At 70.1% G+C, this 18369-nt stretch carries 15 protein-coding genes; 8 read left to right on the forward strand and 7 right to left on the reverse strand.

Annotated elements, in window-relative coordinates:
* Window positions 1–149 precede the first annotated feature (149 nt).
* On the reverse strand, window positions 150–827 hold the full coding sequence (locus IFR14_RS03830) for a FadR/GntR family transcriptional regulator (RefSeq protein WP_191940296.1): 678 nt from the start codon (window positions 825–827) through the stop codon (window positions 150–152).
* 138 nt (window positions 828–965) lie between these two features.
* Between IFR14_RS03830 and IFR14_RS03835 the strand changes: the two genes are divergently transcribed.
* From IFR14_RS03835 to IFR14_RS21345, 3 genes are all read left to right on the forward strand, one after another.
* Complete coding sequence (locus IFR14_RS03835; protein ID WP_191941233.1) at window positions 966–2636, forward strand: 2-isopropylmalate synthase; 1671 nt, start codon at window positions 966–968, stop codon at window positions 2634–2636.
* Between the two features lie 50 nt (window positions 2637–2686).
* The gene (locus tag IFR14_RS03840; protein ID WP_191940297.1) at window positions 2687–3853 is read left to right on the forward strand and encodes a hypothetical protein; all 1167 of its coding nucleotides are present in this window, start codon (window positions 2687–2689) and stop codon (window positions 3851–3853) included.
* Between the two features lie 113 nt (window positions 3854–3966).
* Window positions 3967–4833 (forward strand): helix-turn-helix domain-containing protein, encoded by an 867-nt coding sequence (locus IFR14_RS21345; RefSeq protein ID WP_198425027.1) that lies wholly within the window; start codon window positions 3967–3969, stop codon window positions 4831–4833.
* 25 nt (window positions 4834–4858) lie between these two features.
* Here IFR14_RS21345 and IFR14_RS03850 read toward each other — a convergent pair whose 3' ends face one another.
* Together IFR14_RS03850 and IFR14_RS03855 are read right to left on the reverse strand one after the other, a co-directional pair.
* Window positions 4859–6085, reverse strand: coding sequence for an MFS transporter (locus IFR14_RS03850; protein WP_191940298.1), 1227 nt, complete (start codon window positions 6083–6085; stop codon window positions 4859–4861).
* Window positions 6086–6232: 147 nt separating this feature from the next.
* Window positions 6233–6535 (reverse strand): hypothetical protein, encoded by a 303-nt coding sequence (locus IFR14_RS03855; protein ID WP_191940299.1) that lies wholly within the window; start codon window positions 6533–6535, stop codon window positions 6233–6235.
* 177 nt (window positions 6536–6712) lie between these two features.
* On the opposite strand from IFR14_RS03855, the gene IFR14_RS03860 reads away from it, so the two are divergent.
* Together IFR14_RS03860 and IFR14_RS03865 are read left to right on the forward strand one after the other, a co-directional pair.
* Window positions 6713–7360: a TetR family transcriptional regulator gene (locus tag IFR14_RS03860; protein WP_191940300.1), complete on the forward strand. Its 648-nt coding sequence runs from the start codon at window positions 6713–6715 to the stop codon at window positions 7358–7360.
* A 63-nt stretch (window positions 7361–7423) separates the two neighbouring features.
* Entirely contained in the window at window positions 7424–10300 is a 2877-nt protein-coding gene (locus IFR14_RS03865) for an MMPL family transporter (protein ID WP_191940301.1), read from the forward strand.
* Between the two features lie 250 nt (window positions 10301–10550).
* Here the strand turns inward: IFR14_RS03865 and IFR14_RS03870 are convergent, their stop codons facing one another.
* The 3 genes from IFR14_RS03870 to IFR14_RS03880 form a co-directional block, all read right to left on the reverse strand.
* Window positions 10551–11801, reverse strand: coding sequence for a type II toxin-antitoxin system HipA family toxin (locus IFR14_RS03870; RefSeq protein WP_191940302.1), 1251 nt, complete (start codon window positions 11799–11801; stop codon window positions 10551–10553).
* Window positions 11798–12118 carry a helix-turn-helix domain-containing protein gene (locus IFR14_RS03875; RefSeq protein WP_198425028.1) on the reverse strand — a complete coding sequence of 107 codons (321 nt, stop codon included), beginning with the start codon at window positions 12116–12118 and terminating at the stop codon, window positions 11798–11800. Before IFR14_RS03875 ends, IFR14_RS03870 begins: the two co-directional genes overlap by 4 nt.
* Window positions 12119–12217: 99 nt before the next feature.
* Window positions 12218–12865: a pyridoxal 5'-phosphate synthase gene (locus IFR14_RS03880; RefSeq protein ID WP_191940303.1), complete on the reverse strand. Its 648-nt coding sequence runs from the start codon at window positions 12863–12865 to the stop codon at window positions 12218–12220.
* A 157-nt stretch (window positions 12866–13022) separates the two neighbouring features.
* Between IFR14_RS03880 and IFR14_RS03885 the strand changes: the two genes are divergently transcribed.
* Window positions 13023–13868, forward strand: a complete 846-nt coding sequence (locus IFR14_RS03885; protein ID WP_191940304.1) for an alpha/beta fold hydrolase — start codon at window positions 13023–13025, stop codon at window positions 13866–13868.
* A gap of 103 nt (window positions 13869–13971) precedes the next feature.
* Here the strand turns inward: IFR14_RS03885 and IFR14_RS03890 are convergent, their stop codons facing one another.
* Window positions 13972–15471: a PucR family transcriptional regulator gene (locus IFR14_RS03890; protein WP_191940305.1), complete on the reverse strand. Its 1500-nt coding sequence runs from the start codon at window positions 15469–15471 to the stop codon at window positions 13972–13974.
* Window positions 15472–15544: 73 nt separating this feature from the next.
* On the opposite strand from IFR14_RS03890, the gene IFR14_RS03895 reads away from it, so the two are divergent.
* Window positions 15545–16681: a DUF917 domain-containing protein gene (locus IFR14_RS03895; protein WP_191940306.1), complete on the forward strand. Its 1137-nt coding sequence runs from the start codon at window positions 15545–15547 to the stop codon at window positions 16679–16681.
* Complete coding sequence (locus IFR14_RS03900; protein ID WP_191940307.1) at window positions 16678–18288, forward strand: hydantoinase/oxoprolinase N-terminal domain-containing protein; 1611 nt, start codon at window positions 16678–16680, stop codon at window positions 18286–18288. Before IFR14_RS03895 ends, IFR14_RS03900 begins: the two co-directional genes overlap by 4 nt.
* Window positions 18289–18369: the final 81 nt, after the last annotated feature.

The following is an 18369-nucleotide window of genomic DNA, read 5'->3' on the forward strand; positions in this document are numbered from 1 at the left end:
CAGTTCGACGCCTGATCGGCGCGTTGGTGCAGTGCTCGGTGCCCGCCCCGGCGGAGCGGTACTCACGCCCAGCCTGCGCCTGCCGATCGATATCCGTGGGGGCGTGTCATCCGTGCGCCGACAGGCGTATAGTCACGCGCGCGCTGCGATCAGTCCGAACGGGTCAACCCGTCGCGGAGGGCGACGAGATGGGTGCGGCTGCGGTCGAAGGCCGCGGTGGCATCGCGATCCACGACCGCCTGCACGATGTGCTCATGGACGAGCTGGTCGTGGTCCGTCCCCGGCGCGCCACTGAGGCGGAGCATCTGGATCATCGCCTCGCGGCTGCGCTCGGCGAAGGTGTCGAACAGTTCGGTGAGGATCTCGTTCCCGCTCGCGGCCACGATGCTCCGGTGGAGCGCCGTGTCGGCGTCGACACGACCCTCGATGGTCGCGCGATCGGCGTTCCGATGGGCCAACGCTGCCCGGATGGCGGTCAGGTCGGACGCCGTGTGGCGTTGCGCGGCGAGGGCTGCCGCTTCGCACTCGATGGCGATGCGCGCCTCGATGACCGAGCCGATCGCGGTCCGCAGGACGAGCGCGTCCCAATCCTGGACCGGCGTGCGCGACCGGAGGAAGTTCCCCGATCCCTGCCGGCTCGACAGCACGCCCTGGCCGGCCAGCTGGCGGATCGCCTCGCGCATCGTCGACCGGCCGACACCGAGCTGCGGTGCCAGGGTCGTCTCGCCGGGCAGCTTCTGGCCGATCTCCCACTCACCGGCCTGGATGCGCTGCAGGAGCAAGCGTGCGACCTGGTCGGAGAGTGATTCGCGGTGCACGGTGTCCATGTGTCGATCATAGTCCTCCGCTTGTCTGACAAGTTGTGTTAGCGTAGCCGCGTGATCCCCGCAGACTCCCGACTCTCTACGCCCGCCGGCCCCGTCCCGTCCTCCGCGCCGAGCTGGAATCGCCAGCGCCACTCGCAGATGCCGTCCCATCGCTACCAGGACCTGTACTCGCGGGTGGACGTCCCCCTCCTCGACCGCACCTGGCCGTCGAGACGACTGACCGAGGCGCCGCTCTGGGTGCCGGTGGACCTGCGCGACGGGAACCAAGCGCTCGCCGAGCCCATGGACCCCGAGCGGAAGCGGGCCTTCTTCGAGCTCATGGTCTCGATGGGGTACAAGGAGATCGAGGTCGGCTACCCCTCCGCCTCGCAGACCGACTACGACTTCGTCCGCCTGATCGCCGAGACCGACATCGCCCCCGAGGACGTCACGATCGTCGTCTTCACACCGGCCCGCCGCGACCTGATCGAGCGCACGGTCGAGTCGATCCGTGGGATCCGGAACCCGGTCGTCATCCACCTGTACACCGCGACGGCGCCGCTCTGGCGGGAGGTCGTCCTCGGACACGACCGCGACTCACTCCGCGCGCTCATCCTCGCCGGCGGCTCCGACGTCGTCGAGTTCGCCGGCGACCTCGACGGGGTGCGGTTCGAGTTCTCGCCCGAGGTCTTCAACCTGACGGAGCCGGACTACGCCCTCGAGCTCTGCGACGCCATGACGACCCTGTGGGATGCCTCGCCGGACCGCCCGGTGATCCTCAACCTGCCCGCGACCGTCGAAGCGGCGAGCCCGAACGTCTATGCGGACCAGATCGAGTACATGCACCGCAACCTCGACCGCCGCGACGCCGTCATCCTGTCGGTCCACCCCCACAATGACCGCGGTACGGGGATCGCGTGCGCTGAGCTCGCGGTCCTCGCCGGCGCCCAACGCGTCGAAGGGTGCATCTTCGGCAACGGCGAGCGGACCGGCAACGTCGACCTCGCGACCCTCGCGCTCAACCTGCACACGCAGGGCGTCGACCCGATGATCGACTTCTCCGACATCGACCACATCCGTCGGGTCGTGGAGCACAGCAACCGCATCGAGATCCACCCGCGCCACCCCTACGTCGGCGACCTCGTCCACACCGCGTTCTCGGGGACGCATCAGGATGCGATCAAGAAGGGCTTCGCGGAACACCGAGCGCGGGCCGAGGCGACCGGCAGCCGCCCGGAGGACCTCCCGTGGCGCGTGCCCTACCTGCCGGTCGACCCCGCGGACCTCGGCCGGAGCTACGAGGCGGTCATCCGGGTGAACTCGCAGTCGGGCAAGGGCGGCATCGCCTACCTGCTCGAGCGCGACTACGGCATCGAGATGCCCCGTCGTCTCCAGGTGGACTTCTCGCGTCGCGTCCAGCAGCAGGCGGACGAGACCGGTCGCGAACTGGACGCCGAGGCGTTGCTCGCGGCGTTCGAGCGCAGCTACCTGTCGGCGACGCCGTCCCGGGTCGAGCTGCTCGAGGTCGATGTGGCGACGACCGGCGAGACCTCGCGGACGACGATCGGTCTCGTGATCGACGGGGATCGCCATGAGGCCACCTTCGCCGACGTCGGTCCGGTCGAGGCGGCGACCCGTCTCCTCGCCGACCACGGCATCCACGTCGAGATCGTCTCCCTGCATCAGACCTCGCTCAGTGCCGGAAGCGGCGCCGAGGCCCTGACCCTCCTCGAGGTCCGCCGTGGCGCGCAGACGGTGTGGGCAGCCGGGCGCCATCGCTCCGTGCTCGAGGCGTCGGTCCGCGCCGTCGTCAACGCTGCGAGCCGGTAGTCACCCTGCCCTACGCTGGGAGGCTGAGGGCGTCGAGGGGATCTGGATCAGTGGAACTGCGGTGGCTGACGGCGCCCGAACACGAGGTCGCCGCGGCGATGGCGGACGAGCGTCGTTCTGGCCGGTCCAAGTGGGTGCCCACCGGGCGGAGGGTGCTCTTCCACCTCTACTTCAGCCTCGTCCTCTGGTACCTCGCGATCGCCCTCGTCTCGGTCGGCGTCAGCGTCGACGAGTATCACGACCGTCGCGTCGAGGCCGATGACGTCGTCGGTCTGATCGTCGCCGTGCTCGTCCTCATCGGGCTGCTCGTCGGTGCGTGGCTCCTGTACCGCTGGTCGCGACGTCCGCCGTCCCCGAAGGCGCGCCTCGCCGAATGGCGGCGCCACCTGACCGCGGTGGCCAACGGCTTCGAGGAGGAGTCGAAAGGACGTGCGATGTTCTCCTCGCTCATCACCACGACGGGGAAGTACAACAACGCCTTCATCACCGTGCCGGGACCACAGGTGCACTCCCACCCGCGGTTCGTCGGCGACCGGGTCGAGTTCGGCAACCTGGTCGACGACGTGAAGCGGTCGCGGGACTGGCACTACCTGACCGTGCAGCTGCCGGCCCCGCTCCCGCATCTCCTGCTCGACGCGACGACGAACGACACCGTCCGCAGCGACCTGCCGCCGGGCCTCGACCGGGGTCTGCGCATCTCCCTCGAGGGCGACTTCGACCGCTGGTTCCGGGTCTACGCGCCGTCCGGGTACGGGACGGACGCGCGATACGTGCTGACCCCCGACGTGATGTCGTCGCTCGTCAGCACCGCGGCGTACTACAACGTGGAGATGGTCGACGATCGGGTCGTCTTCTTCAGTAAGCCGGCCGCCGACTTCTCGTACGCCGCCCCCTGGGTCGCTATCGATGCGATCCTCACCGACCTCGTCCCGCGTCTCATCACGAGGGCCGAGCGGTACCGCGACGAACGGGTGGCGGGACAGGACGCCGAGAGCGTCCTCGAGGCGGCGCGGGACGCCATGGAGGCTGAGCAGGTCTGGACCCGGAAGGAGACGGTCGTCGGCGAGGAGGGCCGGCGCCTCACCGTCCGGGCGCGCTTCCATGCGATCTGGGTGGCCGTCGGTGCGGTCAGTTGGCTCGTCACCCGCACGCTGCTCTACTTCATCCCCGCCGCCTTCGCCTTCGCGGGGTTCATGTCCGTGGTGGACGGGCGCTAGCCGCGACTGAGTCGCCCGAATCTGCTCGGATCCACGCCGAAATCGGACAGATCCGGGCGACTCAGCGGGCAGGGTCGCGGAACATCCGGCGACGCGATCGCGTTCGCATCGGTGTGACCCTCACCGCGACCCCTCCAGCGTCGACGATCGACACCTTCGATCGCGCTCTCGCGAGCCTGGAGTGGACGATCCACGGCACCGACCGCGACCGCCTCGCCGCGGGCAACCCGCTGCGACGACCGCACACGGCGTCCGGCTTCGTCTACCTCTCCAGTGGACGTGTCCGCCTCACCGCCGCAGACGGCACCCGCGACCTCGACGCCGGGGACCTCGTCTTCTTCCCCCGCGCCCACGCCACGACGGTGGTCGCGCTCGAGGACGCCGAGCTCCTCGACGTCGCCTTCACCCCGCCGGGTCAGCGCCAACAGGTGGCGGAGACGCTGCCCGAGCACCTGTACGTCGCCGACTTCGCCGGACAGGAGCCCTCGATGGTGGCGCTCATCGAGGGCATGGGCTGCCCGCAGGCGACTGGTCGTCCGCGGCCGGGCGACACCGTCATCTGCAGCCGCATCGCGACCACGATCGTGTCGGCCGCGCTGCGCACGTGGAACGAGGCCGGCTGCGCTCCGGATCGCTGGCTGCAGCGCATCGGCGACCCGCACATCGGCGCGGTCCTCGACGCCCTGCACGCCGAACCGGGGCGACCATGGACCTTCGAGACGCTCGCCCGCATCGCCATGATGTCGCGGTCGGCGTTCGCCCAGCGGTTCCGCGAGGTCGTCGGGCACACCCCGCGCGCCTACCTCACGACCGTTCGCATGGAGACGGCGAAGGGGCTCATCCTCACGGGCGACGCGTCCGTTGCCGAGCTCGCCGGCGCACTCGGCTACGTGTCGGAAGACGGCTTCGCGCGCGCCTTCCAGCGGTACACGGGCCTGACGCCGGCCCGCTGGCGTGCCGAGGCGGCGCTCGCAGCGTAGATGCTCGGCCGGACAGCCTTCGGCCTCACCGCGCCGTGCGCGCCGACCCGAAGACGATGCCGCCGACGATCGCGGAGATCGCCGCGACCGTGAGCGCCGGGACGATGCCGACCGCGTCGACGAGCAGTCCACCCGCTCCGGCACCGACGGTGATCGCGAGCTGGAACCCCGCGACGACGAGTCCGCCACCGGACTCCATGCGGTCCGGGACGAGGCGACCCATCCAGGTGCTGAGGGTCGTGAGCCAGGCCCCGAAACCCATGCCCCAGGTGGTGATCGCGATGGTCACGATCCAGGGTTGCCCCGGGAACAGGGTCACCAGTGCGATCGAGATGCCGATGAAGGCCGGGACGACGTAGCGCAGGGCCGCCAGGTGGCGGTCGACGAGGAGCCCGATCACGAAGTTGCCGACCACGCCGCCGAGACCGAACGCCGCGAGGAGGACGGCCACACCGGCCGCGTCGAGGTCGGGCACCCGCTCGATCGCGAGCCGGATGTAGGTGAAGGCGATGAAGTGGCCGAGGACGGTCAGGATGTGCCCCGTGAGGCCGACGCGGATGCCGGGGACCCGGAGCGTGTCGACGAGCGACCGCAGACCGCCGCTGGACGGTGCCGGCGCGACGGGCGGGAGGACGAGCCGCAGCGCGATGGCCACCACCGCGGTGATGACCGCGACACCGGCGAAGATGAGGCGCCAGTCCATGACCGAACCGAGGTAGGTGCCGACCGGGACACCGGCGACCGTCGCGACGGTGGTGCCGGTGTTCACGAGCATGATCGCCCGACCGAGGTGGTGCGGCGCGGACAACCGGGCGGCGATCGCGATCGACATCGCCCAGAAGGCGCCGAGGGCCGCACCGAGCAGGAGCCGGGCGATGAGCAGCATCACGAAGTCGGCGGAGATCGCGACGAGCGCGCTCGACACCGCGGCGGCCGCTGCGAGCAGGACGAGCAGGAGGCGACGGTCGAGTCGCGGGACGAGGATCCCGATCGTCGGTGCCGTGAGGAAGCCGATGAACGCCGTCGCGGTGACGGCCTGGCCGGCCTGGCCCTCGGTGATCCCGAGCGACGCGGCCATCGACGGCAGCAGGCTCGGCGGCAGGAACTCGGCGAGCACGAGCACGAAGCTCGTCGCCATCATGACGGCGACGGCCGCCCACGCGGTCCGCGTGCGTGGGGCGTCGGACGCGGCTGCGTTCGTCGTGGGGACCGAGCCCGTTCGTGGAGCGTCGAGCTTCTCGTCTGTCGTCATGCTCTCAGCTTGCCGGAGCCGCGACCCCTCCACCCGACGCCCAGTCCACCCGACCCGACCGTCCGTCCATCCCGGCACCCGTCCCGGCGTGGCTGAGTCGCCCGTTCTTGCACGAAAATCGGCGATATTCGTGCAAGAACGGGCGAGTCAGCGCCAACGCCGGGCCGCGAGAGCCGATAGGGCGGCGGCGACCACCATCGCCACGACCCCTGCGGCGGCCCAGGAGCCGGTGACGGTCACCGCGTGCGTTCCGGTGGTGTCCAGGAACCCGTGGAAGGTCGCGATGAACGGGACGACGATCGTCGTCGTCTGGCTGAAGGCCAGTGCCGCGAGCAACATGCCCATGATGGCAGTCACTCCAATCGAGATGCCGAGCGCGCACGCCACCATGAACGCCAGAGGAACCCAGCTCGTCGACCTGGTGGGGCGGGCTTCCGTGGTGATGTCCACTGCGACCTCCATCTCTCCTGAAATTCCAGATGTCCAGGCTAGCTCGCGCTCGGGGCGTGTGGCCGAGTCGCCACGATTCGTCTCCGAATCGACGGCGATTCGCGCGCTTCCTGGCAGATCGGTGAACACCGCGTCAACAAGTTGCACTGAGTGCATCGGTGCACGTAGTGTACCCACGTGTCCACCACCGCCCCCGCCGAGGATCGACGCGCCGCCCTCCGCGCGCGCCATCATCGGGCGATCCTCGACGCCGCCCGCGTCATGATCGCGGAGCAGGGCATCGCCGGCTTCAACGTCGACGTGATCGCCGACCGCGCCGACGTCTCGCGCCGCACGGTGTTCAACCACTTCTCCTCGATCGACGACCTCGTCACCACCTCATGCACCGAGGAGCTGGCCGTCGTGATCGAGAGCTTCCGGTCCGCAGTCAACGCACGACCGGCAGGCCCGGGGTCGCGCGTCTCGATGTTCGAGGACGTCGCCGCAGCGCTCCGCACGACCGACATACCCCGCGTCATCGCCTTCCTCTGGAACGCGCTCGGCGGCTTCGCACCCGACGACTCGCGCCCGCAGCAGCTGTTCCAGGCCACCTTCTCCCGCACCACACAAGAGCTCGCCCACGAACTGGCCGAGCGCAACACCGACGTCGACGAACTCGAGGCCGGCTTCCTGGTGTCCTCCCTCATGCACGGTGTCGAAGTGCTCGCCCATCACTGGATCGCGAGTACCGGCGCCACCACGGACGATGAAGCCCGTGCCCTCTGGACCGACCTGCTGGAACGGCTCATCGCGAGCGTCCGCACCGGCTACGCGTCCACGCACTGATCCGCTTCCCGCTCCGTCCCCGCACACGTCACCAGCACCACCTCCCGAAGAATCGAGACTCCCTTGGCTGAACTGCTGTATCGCCTCGGACGCTTCTCCGCGCGTCGCGCGTGGGCCGTCCTCATCTCCTGGATCGTGATCCTCGGCATCTCGGTCGGCGCGTTCCTCGCCTTCGGCGGCACCCTCTCGAGCGCCGTCACCATCCCGGGTACGCCGACCGCGAAGGTCACCGACCAGCTCGAGGAGTCGTTCCCGAGCGCCTCCGGCGGCACCGGGGCGATGGTGTTCCACACGAAGGACGGAGACGCCTTCACCGACAGCCAGAAGACCGCGATCGGTGAGCTGCTCGACGAGACGGCCGACCTGAAGGGCGTCGACTCCACGGTCAACCCCTTCGAGACGCAGGAGACGATCGCCGACCAGGCCAAGCAGATCTCCGACGGCAAGACGCAGATCGACGACGGCCGCACCCAGCTGACCGACGGCCAGACGCAGCTCGACGCCGGACAGCAGCAGCTGACCGACGCCCAGACCCAGCTGAGCGCCGCGCTCGCCCAGGCACAGCAGGCCGCGGGCGGCACGCTCCCCGCCGCCGCGCAGGCCCAGTTCGACGCGCAGCAGACCGCGATCACGCAGCAGCAGACGGCGCTCGACGCCCAGCAGGCCACCATCACCGAGAACCTCGCGAAGCTCGACGAGCAGAGCACGAAGCTCGAACTCTCCTCCCAGCTCCTCGACCTCTCCTCGGGCATCCGCACCGTCTCGACCGACGACACCACCGCGGTCGCGAACGTCGTCTTCGACAAGCGTCAGCAGGAGGTCACGCCGGAGACGAAGCAGTCGGTCATCGACCAGGTGAAGAAGGACGTCCCGTCGGGCGTCGAGGTCGAGTTCTCGAACGAGCTCGCGCAGAGCCTGCCGCAGCTGTTCGGCGTGGGCGAGGCGATCGGCCTCATCATCGCGGCTATCACACTGCTCGTCATGCTCGGCACGGTCATCGCCGCATCGCTCCCGCTCGTCTCGGCGATCGTCGGCGTCGGTGTCGGCGTCACCGCGTCGCTCTCGCTCTCGGGCGTCGTCGACATGCTCTCGATCACGCCGGTGCTCGGCGTCATGCTCGGGCTCGCGGTCGGCATCGACTACTCGCTGTTCATCCTGAACCGGCACCGCAAGCAGCTGCTCGCGGGCGTCGAACTGCACGAGTCCATCGGCCTCGCGAACGGCACCTCGGGGAACGCGGTCGTCTTCGCCGGATCGACCGTCCTCGTCGCCCTGCTGGCGCTCAACGTCACGGGGATCCCGTTCCTCGGCCTGATGGGCACCGTCGGCGCGATCTGCGTCGCCGTCGCGATCCTGCTCGCGGTCACCCTCACGCCCGCCCTGCTGTCGCTGCTCGGCCTCCGCATCCTCAGCCGGAAGGCACGCGGCACCATCGGCACGCCGCGCCCGGACGCCGTCCCGACCAAGCCCATGGGCACCCTGCGCGCCGTCGGCACGCTCGTCGCCGGACTCGTCGTGCTCGGCGTCGTCGCGATCCCTGCGCTCGACATGCGCCTCGGTCTGCCGGACGGCAGCTCGGAAGCCGTCGACTCGACGCAGTACCAGTCCTACACGCTCATCGAGGACAAGTTCGGTGCCGGCGTCAACGGTCCGCTGCTCGTCGTCGCCACGCTGCCCGACGCCGCCACCGACGAGGAGGTCCTCGAGGAGCAGGTGCGGATCGGCCAGGAGATCGCCGACCAGGACGACGTGAAGGCCGTTGCGCCTGTGGGTGCCTCGGACGACAACTCCGTGCTCGCCTTCCAGGTGATCCCGAAGGAGGGGCCGAACGCCGTCTCCACCGAGCAGCTCGTCCGCGACCTGCGTGACCTCTCGCCGCTGTCGGGTGACGTCGAGCTCGGCGTGGCCGGTAGCGCGAGCGGCAACATCGACGTCTCGAAGCAGCTGTCCGACGCCCTCCCGCTCTACCTGGCGCTCGTGGTCGGTCTGTCGCTGATCATCATGATCCTCGTGTTCCGCTCGATCCTCGTGCCGCTCACGGCGACGCTCGGCTTCATGCTGTCGCTCGCAGCGACCTTCGGTGGCATCACGGCGATCTTCCAGTGGGGCTGGCTCGGCCCGGTGTTCGGTGTGCACGACCCGGGGCCCATCCTGAGCTTCCTGCCGACGATCCTCATCGGCATCCTCTTCGGGCTCGCGATGGACTACCAGCTGTTCCTCGTGTCCGGCATGCGCGAGGCGTTCGCGCACGGTGCCCCGGCGCGACTGGCGGTCCAGCGCGGGCTGCACGCCGGCCGGACGGTCGTCGTCGCGGCGGCGATCATCATGATCTCCGTCTTCGGCGGGTTCATCTTCTCCCACTCGGCGATGATCCGGTCCATCGGCTTCGGTCTGGCGTTCGGCGTGCTCGTCGACGCATTCGTCGTCCGTATGCTCCTCATCCCGGCGGTCATGCACCTGCTCGGGAAGAGCGCCTGGTGGATCCCGAAGTGGCTCGACCGCATCCTGCCGAACGTCGACGTCGAGGGTGCCGCGCTCGAGCGCAGCCACCCGCATGACACGGCTTCGGTCGCGACCGCCCCGTCGAGCGGCGAGCCGCGGAACGCGGTCGACGGCGCGGAGACGGCGGCCCTGGGTGCCGGCGTGACCGCGGGGACGGCCGCACACGTGGCCACACCGTCGAGTGAGCTGACCCGCCGGGAGGCGGCGGCCGCCGCCGAGCGGACGCACCCGGCCCACGTGCTCACGACCGACCCCGACCCGGCCGACCAGCAGGTCTCCCGGGTGGAGCCCGGGCTCGACGTCATCGTGCACCCGGCGACCGCCGGTGTGCAGCGCGTGGCCGTCGGTGCCTACGTCATCGCGGTCGACGCCGACAACGGCACCGCGGTCGTCGAGCCGCCGGTCGGCGGCGTCGTGGTCGTCCGCGCGCCGAGGTAGCGCGGGCCCCGGGGCCCAGAGCTGCCTGCCCGGTCCCTGAGCGGTCTACTTGGTCCCTGAGCTTGTCGAAGGGTGAGGTTCTCCGGGTGCATTTCGACAGGCTCAATGACCGGGTCTACTTGGTCCCTGAGCTTGTCGAAGGGCATTTCGACAGGCTCAATGACCGGGTTCGGGCTCAATGACCGGGTTCGGGCTCAATGACCGGGCTCGGCTCAATGGCCGGGGACTTCCCGGTGGCCGGGCCGCTCGGTCACTGGGAAGGCATCTCCAGGGCGCGGTGCCGGTTGTCGCCGTCGAACGCACGCTCGGCCACGACCGCGGCTTCAGGCGAGATGCCGTAGCCGATCGCGACCGTCCGCCAATCCATCGTGCGCTCCGCTGTTTCGCGGATGATCGAAGCGGCGGCCGTCGCCGAGAGACGGAACGCATCGTGCACGGCGCGGAGTTCGCGGATGTCACGACCGTATCGTTCGCCTCCTTCGGTGATGGGCGTGGCCTCCACTCGGTCTGGGCGCCGGTTCGGTTCCAGGTCGAAGACCGGTGACAGCTTCCAGCCGGTGTGTTGCCGGAGGAACCCGTGGTTCCGAAAATGGTCGTCCACGTTGCCGATGAGCAGGCTGAGTGCGACTCGTCGGAACAGTTCGGCGAGATCCACTCGCGGGGTCGGGCTTGCGAACGCGACTGCTTCGGCCAGATGGACGTACGACAGAGGCTGGTCCTCCGGTTTCGTGGTGAGCGAGTGAGCACTGAGATACCCGATGCGCTGCTCGCCGACGCGGTCGAACCGTTTCGTGAGCAGGATCGACCGGCCCTCGGCGATCCGCTCCAGCTCGAAGGCGGGTGTCTCGACACCTGACTGACGGGCGAGCGCGAGCGCCGTCGCCTCCCAGGCCATCGGGTCGGAGTATTCGGTGTCGCGAGCGAACTTCGCCATCCAGAGTGCGTCGTGATGACGGACGACCGCCTTCGGGCGCGCTCCTCCGGCGCTGGTCCCTGCTTCGATCAGCACCGCGAGCTCCTCGTCGGACTCGGTGCCTGTCTCGAATGCCCGTGCTGCTGCAAGGATCCGTGGCAGGTCGTGAACCTGAGCCACGGGATGGGTGCGTCGCCCGAGGAACGTGCCTTTCGCCGCGAAACGCAAGGCACCCTGGCGTGTTTCGTCATTCACGTGCAGCAGGTAGTCCAGCCCGCTTCGCGCCTGCGTTCCCGCGCGGATGATCCGACGTCCCCAGCTGTCAGGCATGGCATCGCCGAGTGCACCGAGCGATTCACTGCCCGACCACGCACGGAGCGGACCAGCGCTCCGTGGCATGTCCGGCGACAGATCGTAGCCGCGTGGATCGAGGAGGAACGATTCCGCGTATCGGAAGACGATGCCGGGCGCCGCCGACCCCGGGAGCCCGTCGGTCGTGACCCGCCCGGCTGGGACTTCGACGCCGTCTGGCAGCACCAGGCTCACGTTCGCCTCGATCAGGTGGTCGGGCGCCATGTCGACGGTCATCGTGGATCGTCTGAGGACGTCGGCGTAGGGATCCGGACGCGCTCGACGCCAGTTCGAGCGAAGTTCCGCGAGCCGAAATCGCTCGCCAGTGGATCGGACGCGTCGACGACCTGGGACAGGATCCCGACAGCTCGGAGTGCCGCGAACAGATTCTCGGAGGAGGTCGACCGTCCGTTCTCGATGGCGCGCAGCGTGTCCCGCGAAATACCGGCGCGCTCAGCGACGATGTCCGCCGTCAGGCCGATGATCTTGCGCCAGGCTCGGACGTTCGATCCGAGACGGACCATCTCGCGGCTCAGACCTGGACCGGCGGCCATGATGACACCTTCTCGTTAATGACGAACATATTCGCCACTATACGCGTTAATGACGGAAATTCTCTCCATATGGAGAGACGCCCGTTGGTTGCCTCCCTGCTACGGCTGCAGGCGGTCCACGATCCAGCCGCCGTCGGCCGCCAGGTAGCGGAGGCGCCGGTGCATGCGGTCGCGACTGGCGTGCCAGAACTCGACCATGTCGGGGACGAGCCGGAACCCGACCCACGTGGCCGGCCGCGGGACGTCGTCGCCCTCGCGCTCGAGCAACGCGTTCGCCTGCGCGATGAGGGCGTCGAGGGTCTCCTCCGGGCCGTCGCGGAACGGCGTCGACTGGTGGGCGACCGCCGTCGCCGCTCGTGACTTCGGTGAGCGATCGGCGAACAGCGCGTCGGACTCCTCGGCGCTCAGCTGCTCGACGCGGCCCTCGAAGCGGAGCTGCTGCATCGTCTCGCGCCAGTACACCTGGAGAGCGGCGCTCGGGTTCTCGGCGAGCTGCCCGCCCTTCCGGCTCTCGGTCGATGAGCCGAAGATCAGGCCGCGATCGTCGAGCGTCTTCACATCGACGGTCCGCGCGCTGACGACACCGACCGAGGTGGCGGTCGCGAGCGTCATCGACCGGGGTTCGCTGACGTCCCGCTCGATCGCTGCGGCGAGCCACTGCTGAGCGAGCAGCATGGGTTCGGCGGGCGGGGTGTCGAACTCGGGCAGCTGCAGGGTGTCGTCTCCGGAGAGGGGTTCGGCGCTCATGTCGCGAGCCTACCCGCGTTGTCCTCGGTGCCGACGGCTGGGGCGCCGGCACAGTCTCCACCGGAACCGTGGTGTCCGGGCACATGGTGCATGGTCAGGCCGCGGGCTAGCCTCGGAACGCCCGCCAGGGAGCACGTTCGAGGAGAGTGAGCACCGCATGCCGTACACCGACACCGACGACGTCTCGATCTACTACGAGGTGGAGGGCGACCCCGCCGACCCGGTGATCGTGCTCATCGCGGGCGGCGGTGCGCAGCTGCTCACCTGGCGTGACCCGTTCCGGGCGATGCTCGTGGACGAGGGTTTCCGCGTCGTGCGGTTCGACAACCGCGACGTCGGCTTCTCGCAGCGGTTCGGTGGTGAGACCGACCTCGACGGCGGGTACTCGCTCGCCGACATGGGTGACGACGTCCTGCGGGTGCTCGACCACCTCGGGGTCGAGCAGGCGCACCTCGTCGGGCACTCGATGGGCGGCATGATGGCGCAGATGGTCGCGCTCGACCATCCGGAGCGCGTGCTGAGCCTCGGTCTGCTGTCCACGATCCCTGGCCAGGACCCGCGCTACATCCTGCACGGCGACCGGCGCGAGCTGCTCGTCGCGCCTGTGCGGTACACCCGGGAGGAGTCCGTCGCCGCGATGGCGGAGCTCGCCGCACCCGTGCCCGGCGCGCGCTACCAGCCGGACACGGCCTGGGAGGTGTGGGCGACGGGGGAGGCCTACGACCGCGGCTACGCGCCGGAGGGCTTCAGCCGGCAGTGGGCGGCGCTGCTACGTGCGCCCGAGCGACTCGAACGGTTGCGCGACGTGACCGTGCCGGCCCTCGTGCTCCACGGTCGCGAGGACGACGTCCTGCACTGGACCTCCGCCGTGGACATCGCCCAGGCGATGCCGGCGGCCGAGCTCCACGTCCTGCCAGGCATGGGGCACCTCATCCCCGCCGAGCTCTGGCCGACGCTCGCCGCCGGCATCGTCCGGGTGGCGAGGAGTTCGTCCGGTCATTGAGCCTGTCGAAATGCGGCTCGGAGGACGTGTCGCCGACGGGAGGGCTATGCATGGGCCCTTCGGCACGCGGTTCCTGAGCCTGTCGAAGGGCAGGGACCGGGGCCTACGGCATGCCGATGAGCCGCACCCGGCAGGCGAGCTCCGCGGCGAAGCGGACGTCCGGGTCGGCGAGGTCGAGTTCGAGCGACTGCTCGATGCGCCGGATCCGGTAGTTCACCGCGTTCGGATGCAGGTTCAGCTCGGCCCCGGCACGCGCCAGCGAGTTCCGATGGCTGAGGTAGGAGAGGAGCGTCCGCACCGAGATCGTGGCCCGCTCCGGCCCGAGGGCGTCGAGCGGCGAGAGGATGTCGTCGAGCAGTGTCCGGCTGAGCGGTGAGGCGTAGAAGTCGAGCAGCACCCGCCGCAACCCGGTGACGTCCGTCGCCTCCATGGTGCCGAAACGACCACCCGCGATGGCGGCCTCCGCCGCGACCCGCGCCTCGGTCGCCGACTGCCGGAGCCCCGCCGCCCCGCTCTGCGGGGTCCCGAGCCCGACCGTGAAGGTCCACTCCGGCCCCGCGATCGTGGCAGCGTGCGCGACGATCCGCTCCATCACGTCGCGTAGTCGCCGCTGGTGGTCGGGTGCGCCGAGCTCCTCGGAGGAGATGACGACGATCTCGTCGCGCCGCATCGCGAGGTGCCATTGCTCCTCGCGCTGGTCGACGAGTTGCAGCGCGAAGAGCTCGACGGAGGGCGCGAGGACCGTGGGTGCGCGGCGGTCCGGGTCGCTCGCGTGCTTCGGGGTCAGCCACGCCACCGCGTGCGACAGCTGCAGTGGCAGACCGGCACGGACCGCGTCCATCGCGAAGCCGTCGATGCGGGACGACTCCGCGAAGATCAGCTCGATGATGAGCTCCGCCCGCGAGCGAACCGAACCGAACCGTCCGTGCAGCTCCCGTTGTAGGGCGCGCGAGAGGACGGAGGCGATGACCGGGAGGGCGATCGCCGCGGCCGGGTCGTCGCGCTCGGCGTGGACCCGGCCGATCGGGATCTCACCGATGCACACCGCGTCCGGTTCGAGCCAGCTCGCGCTCGCATCCTCGACGAGCGTGACGGGCACCCCGAGCGTCGTGCTGGCGACCTCGAGGATCGCCTCCCGCACGCCGACACCCGACGCCTGCTCCGCTTCGGCCGCGGACGCGCTGATCACCCGTTGGATCGCGAACTCGGCGCGCGACATCGCCTCCTCGGCACCACCGCGGATCGTGCGGTCCATGAGCACGGCGAGGTCGGAGGCGATGCCCTCGCTCATGATCACCGGCAGACCACCGCGGTCCGCGAGGGCCCGCGAGGTCTCGGCGACGGGGAACGCACCGACGAACACGAGGCCGGCACAGCCCGCGGCGATGGCCCGGCGGATGGCGATGTCGACCTGGTACGGCCTCGGGACGGCGCCGTCGGGGGTCGTCACGATGGCGATGGAGTGCTCGGTCGCGTCGTTCAGCTCGTCGAGCGCGAGGATCTCGACGCCGGTGACCGGGACGCCTGCGGGGACGCCGGCGACGCAGCGGGCGCCGAGATGCTCGGCTTGGAGGATGACGTCCGCAACGGTGACTTGGGCCATGAGCACATTCTGCCCCGATTGTGTGGGCTGCGGGAACATTGTCGTGGTTCCCGACCCTGCCTACGCTCGGTACATGTCAACGAACCACCCCGCTGCACGCTCCGCAGCGTCGGCCACGCCGATCACCCGCATCACCCTGGCCGACGTGCCGGCGCTCGCCGCAGGATGCGCCATCTTCGGTACCGGCGGCGGCGGCGCGGTGCAGACCCCGCAGCTCGGCGTCGAGATCGCCCTGGAGCAATTCGGTCCGGTCCCTGTCAAACAGGTCGCCGACCTCGACGCGGACGACGTGGTGGTCGCCATGTCCGGCATCGGCGCCCCGTCGGTGGGCTTCGAGATGCTCGGCGCGAGCGGCCAGGCCGAGATCATCGTCGAGGAGATCGAGCGCCTCACCGGCAAGCGCATCACCACGATCATGGCGACGGAGATCGGCGGCAGCAACGGCGTCGGCCCCGTCGGCTGGGCCGCGAGCCTCGGCCTCAGCCTCCTCGACGCCGACGGCATGGGACGCGCCTTCCCGGAAGCGCCGATGACCGCGATGAACGTCGCGAACCTCCCGCCCGGGTACGCGGTCCTGAGCGACGTGATCGGCAACGTCTCGATCCTGCGGCCCGTCAGCCTCGCCTGGCTCGAGCGCCACGCCCGCGCCCTCACCGTGGCCAGCGGTGCGATCTCGATCGGCGCCAACTACGTCATGGACCGCGACACCGTCCGCGGCGCGGTCATCGAGGGCAGCGTCAGCCGCGCCGTGCAGGTCGGGCGCCGGCTCCTCACCGCCACCGACCCCGTCGGTGCGCTGACGGACGAACTCGGCGCGTCCCTCATCACGGGCGGCAAGGTCGTCGACATCGAGCGCCGCACCGAGGGCGGGTTCACCCGTGGTTCCGTCACGGTCGAAGGGATCGGCGAGCACCGCGGTCGCCTCACCCGCGTGGAGATCCAGAACGAGAACCTCGTCGTCATGGAGGACGGAGCGGTCATCGTCAGCGTCCCCGACCTCGTCACGATCGTCGACTCCGAGACGGGCGACGCGATCTCCACCGAGATGCTGCGCTTCGGGCAGCGGGTGAGCGTCCTCGCCTGGGCGTGCGATCCACTGTGGCGCACCGAGCGCGGCCTCGAACTCGCCGGCCCGCGCGCGTTCGGCTACGACCTCGACTACGAGCCCTTCGGTGTGAGCGCCGACGAGACCATTGGAGCGACCCGATGAGCGCCGGCACCACTACCAGCACCGTCACCGACACCTCGGGCGAACTCGCGATCGGCATCGACGTCGGCGGGACCAACACCGACGCCGTCGCGCTCTCGGGCACGGGCGAGGTCGTCTCATGGACGAAGCAGCCCACCACCCGCGACGTCACGGGCGGTATCCGGGCGGCGCTCGCCGAGGTCCTCGACCAGCTCGGCGACGACCGGAGCCTCGTCACCCGCGTCATGCTCGGCACCACCCACGCGACCAACGCGATCGTCAACCGTCGCGACCTCGGTCGCGTCGTCGTCATCCGACTCGGCTCGCCCGCCGCCACCTCGCTCCCGCCGCTCGCAGGCTGGCCGCGGGAACTGCGCGACGTCGTGCTCGCGGGGAGCATCCTCGCGGGCGGCGGCCACCTCGTCGACGGCTACCCGATCGCCCCGCTCGACCGCGACCTCATCCGCCGGGAGCTCGACGCCCTGGCCGGCACCTTCGACGCGGTCGCCGTCTGCGGCATCTTCAGCCCGTCGTTCCCCGAGCAGGAGCTCGAGGTCGAGGCGCTCGTCCAAGACCACGTCGGGGTCGACATCCCGGTGTCGCTGAGCCACGAGATCGGCGCGCTCGGGTTGTTGGAGCGCGAGAACGCGACCGTCCTGAACGCGTCGCTTTACGCCGTCGCCCGCGACGTGACGAACGCGCTCACGACCGTCGTCGCCGAGGAACGACTCGACGCGACCACCTACTTCGCCCAGAACGACGGCACGCTCATGGCCGTCGAGTACGCGGCGCGTTACCCGGTGCTCACGATCGGTTCCGGGCCGGCGAACTCCATCCGCGGGGCCGCCTTCCTCTCCGGTGCCGACAACGCGATCATCATCGACGTCGGCGGCACGACGAGCGACCTCGGCGTGCTCGTCGACCGGTTCCCCCGCGAGTCGACGCTGCCCCGCGAGGTCGGTGGCGTGCGGACGAACTTCCGCATGCCCGACATCCTGAGCGTCGGCCTCGGTGGCGGCACGATCGTCGACACCGCGACCGGTGTCCCGCGGCACGACTCGGTCGGTTACCGCCTCACCGAGGAGGCGCTGCTGTTCGGCGGCACCACCCCGACCCTCACCGACGCGGCCTCGCTCCAGTTCGGCATCGCCGACCGCGAGCTACCGCCCCTCGACCGCGCGACCCGCCAGGCCCTCGAGCACGCGCTCGGCGTCGCCCACGAACGCATCGAGTCCGCCGTCGAGCGCATGTCGCTCGGCCGAACCGGCCTCCCGCTCGTCGTCGTCGGCGGCGGAGGATTCCTCGTCCCGGACGCCGTCCTCGGCGCGAGCGAGGTCCTGCGCCCGGCGCGCGGCAACGTCGCCAACGCCGTGGGCGCGGCCATCGCGCTCGCCGGCGGGCGCTCCGATCAGCTCTGCGACTTCGCCGACCGCGCAGCCGCCATCGAGGAGGCAGGACGCTCCGCGATCGAGAAGGCGATCCAGGCCGGCGCAGACCCGCGCTCGGTCGAGATCGTCGACGTGCTCGAGACCCCCGTCTCGTACGCGACCCGCCCCACCCTGAAGGTCTCCGTGAAGGCTGCGGGTCCCCTCGCCCGCATCGGCACGGCGACCCGACAGCGCATCTGACGCACCACCGCACCAGCACCGCTCTCCACCAGCACCAGCACGGCACCTCTCACCCCATCTGATCCGGCCACCCGCGCACCA

The organism is Plantibacter sp. CFBP 8775 (assembly GCF_014839505.1).
Lineage (GTDB): Bacteria > Actinomycetota > Actinomycetes > Actinomycetales > Microbacteriaceae > Plantibacter > Plantibacter auratus.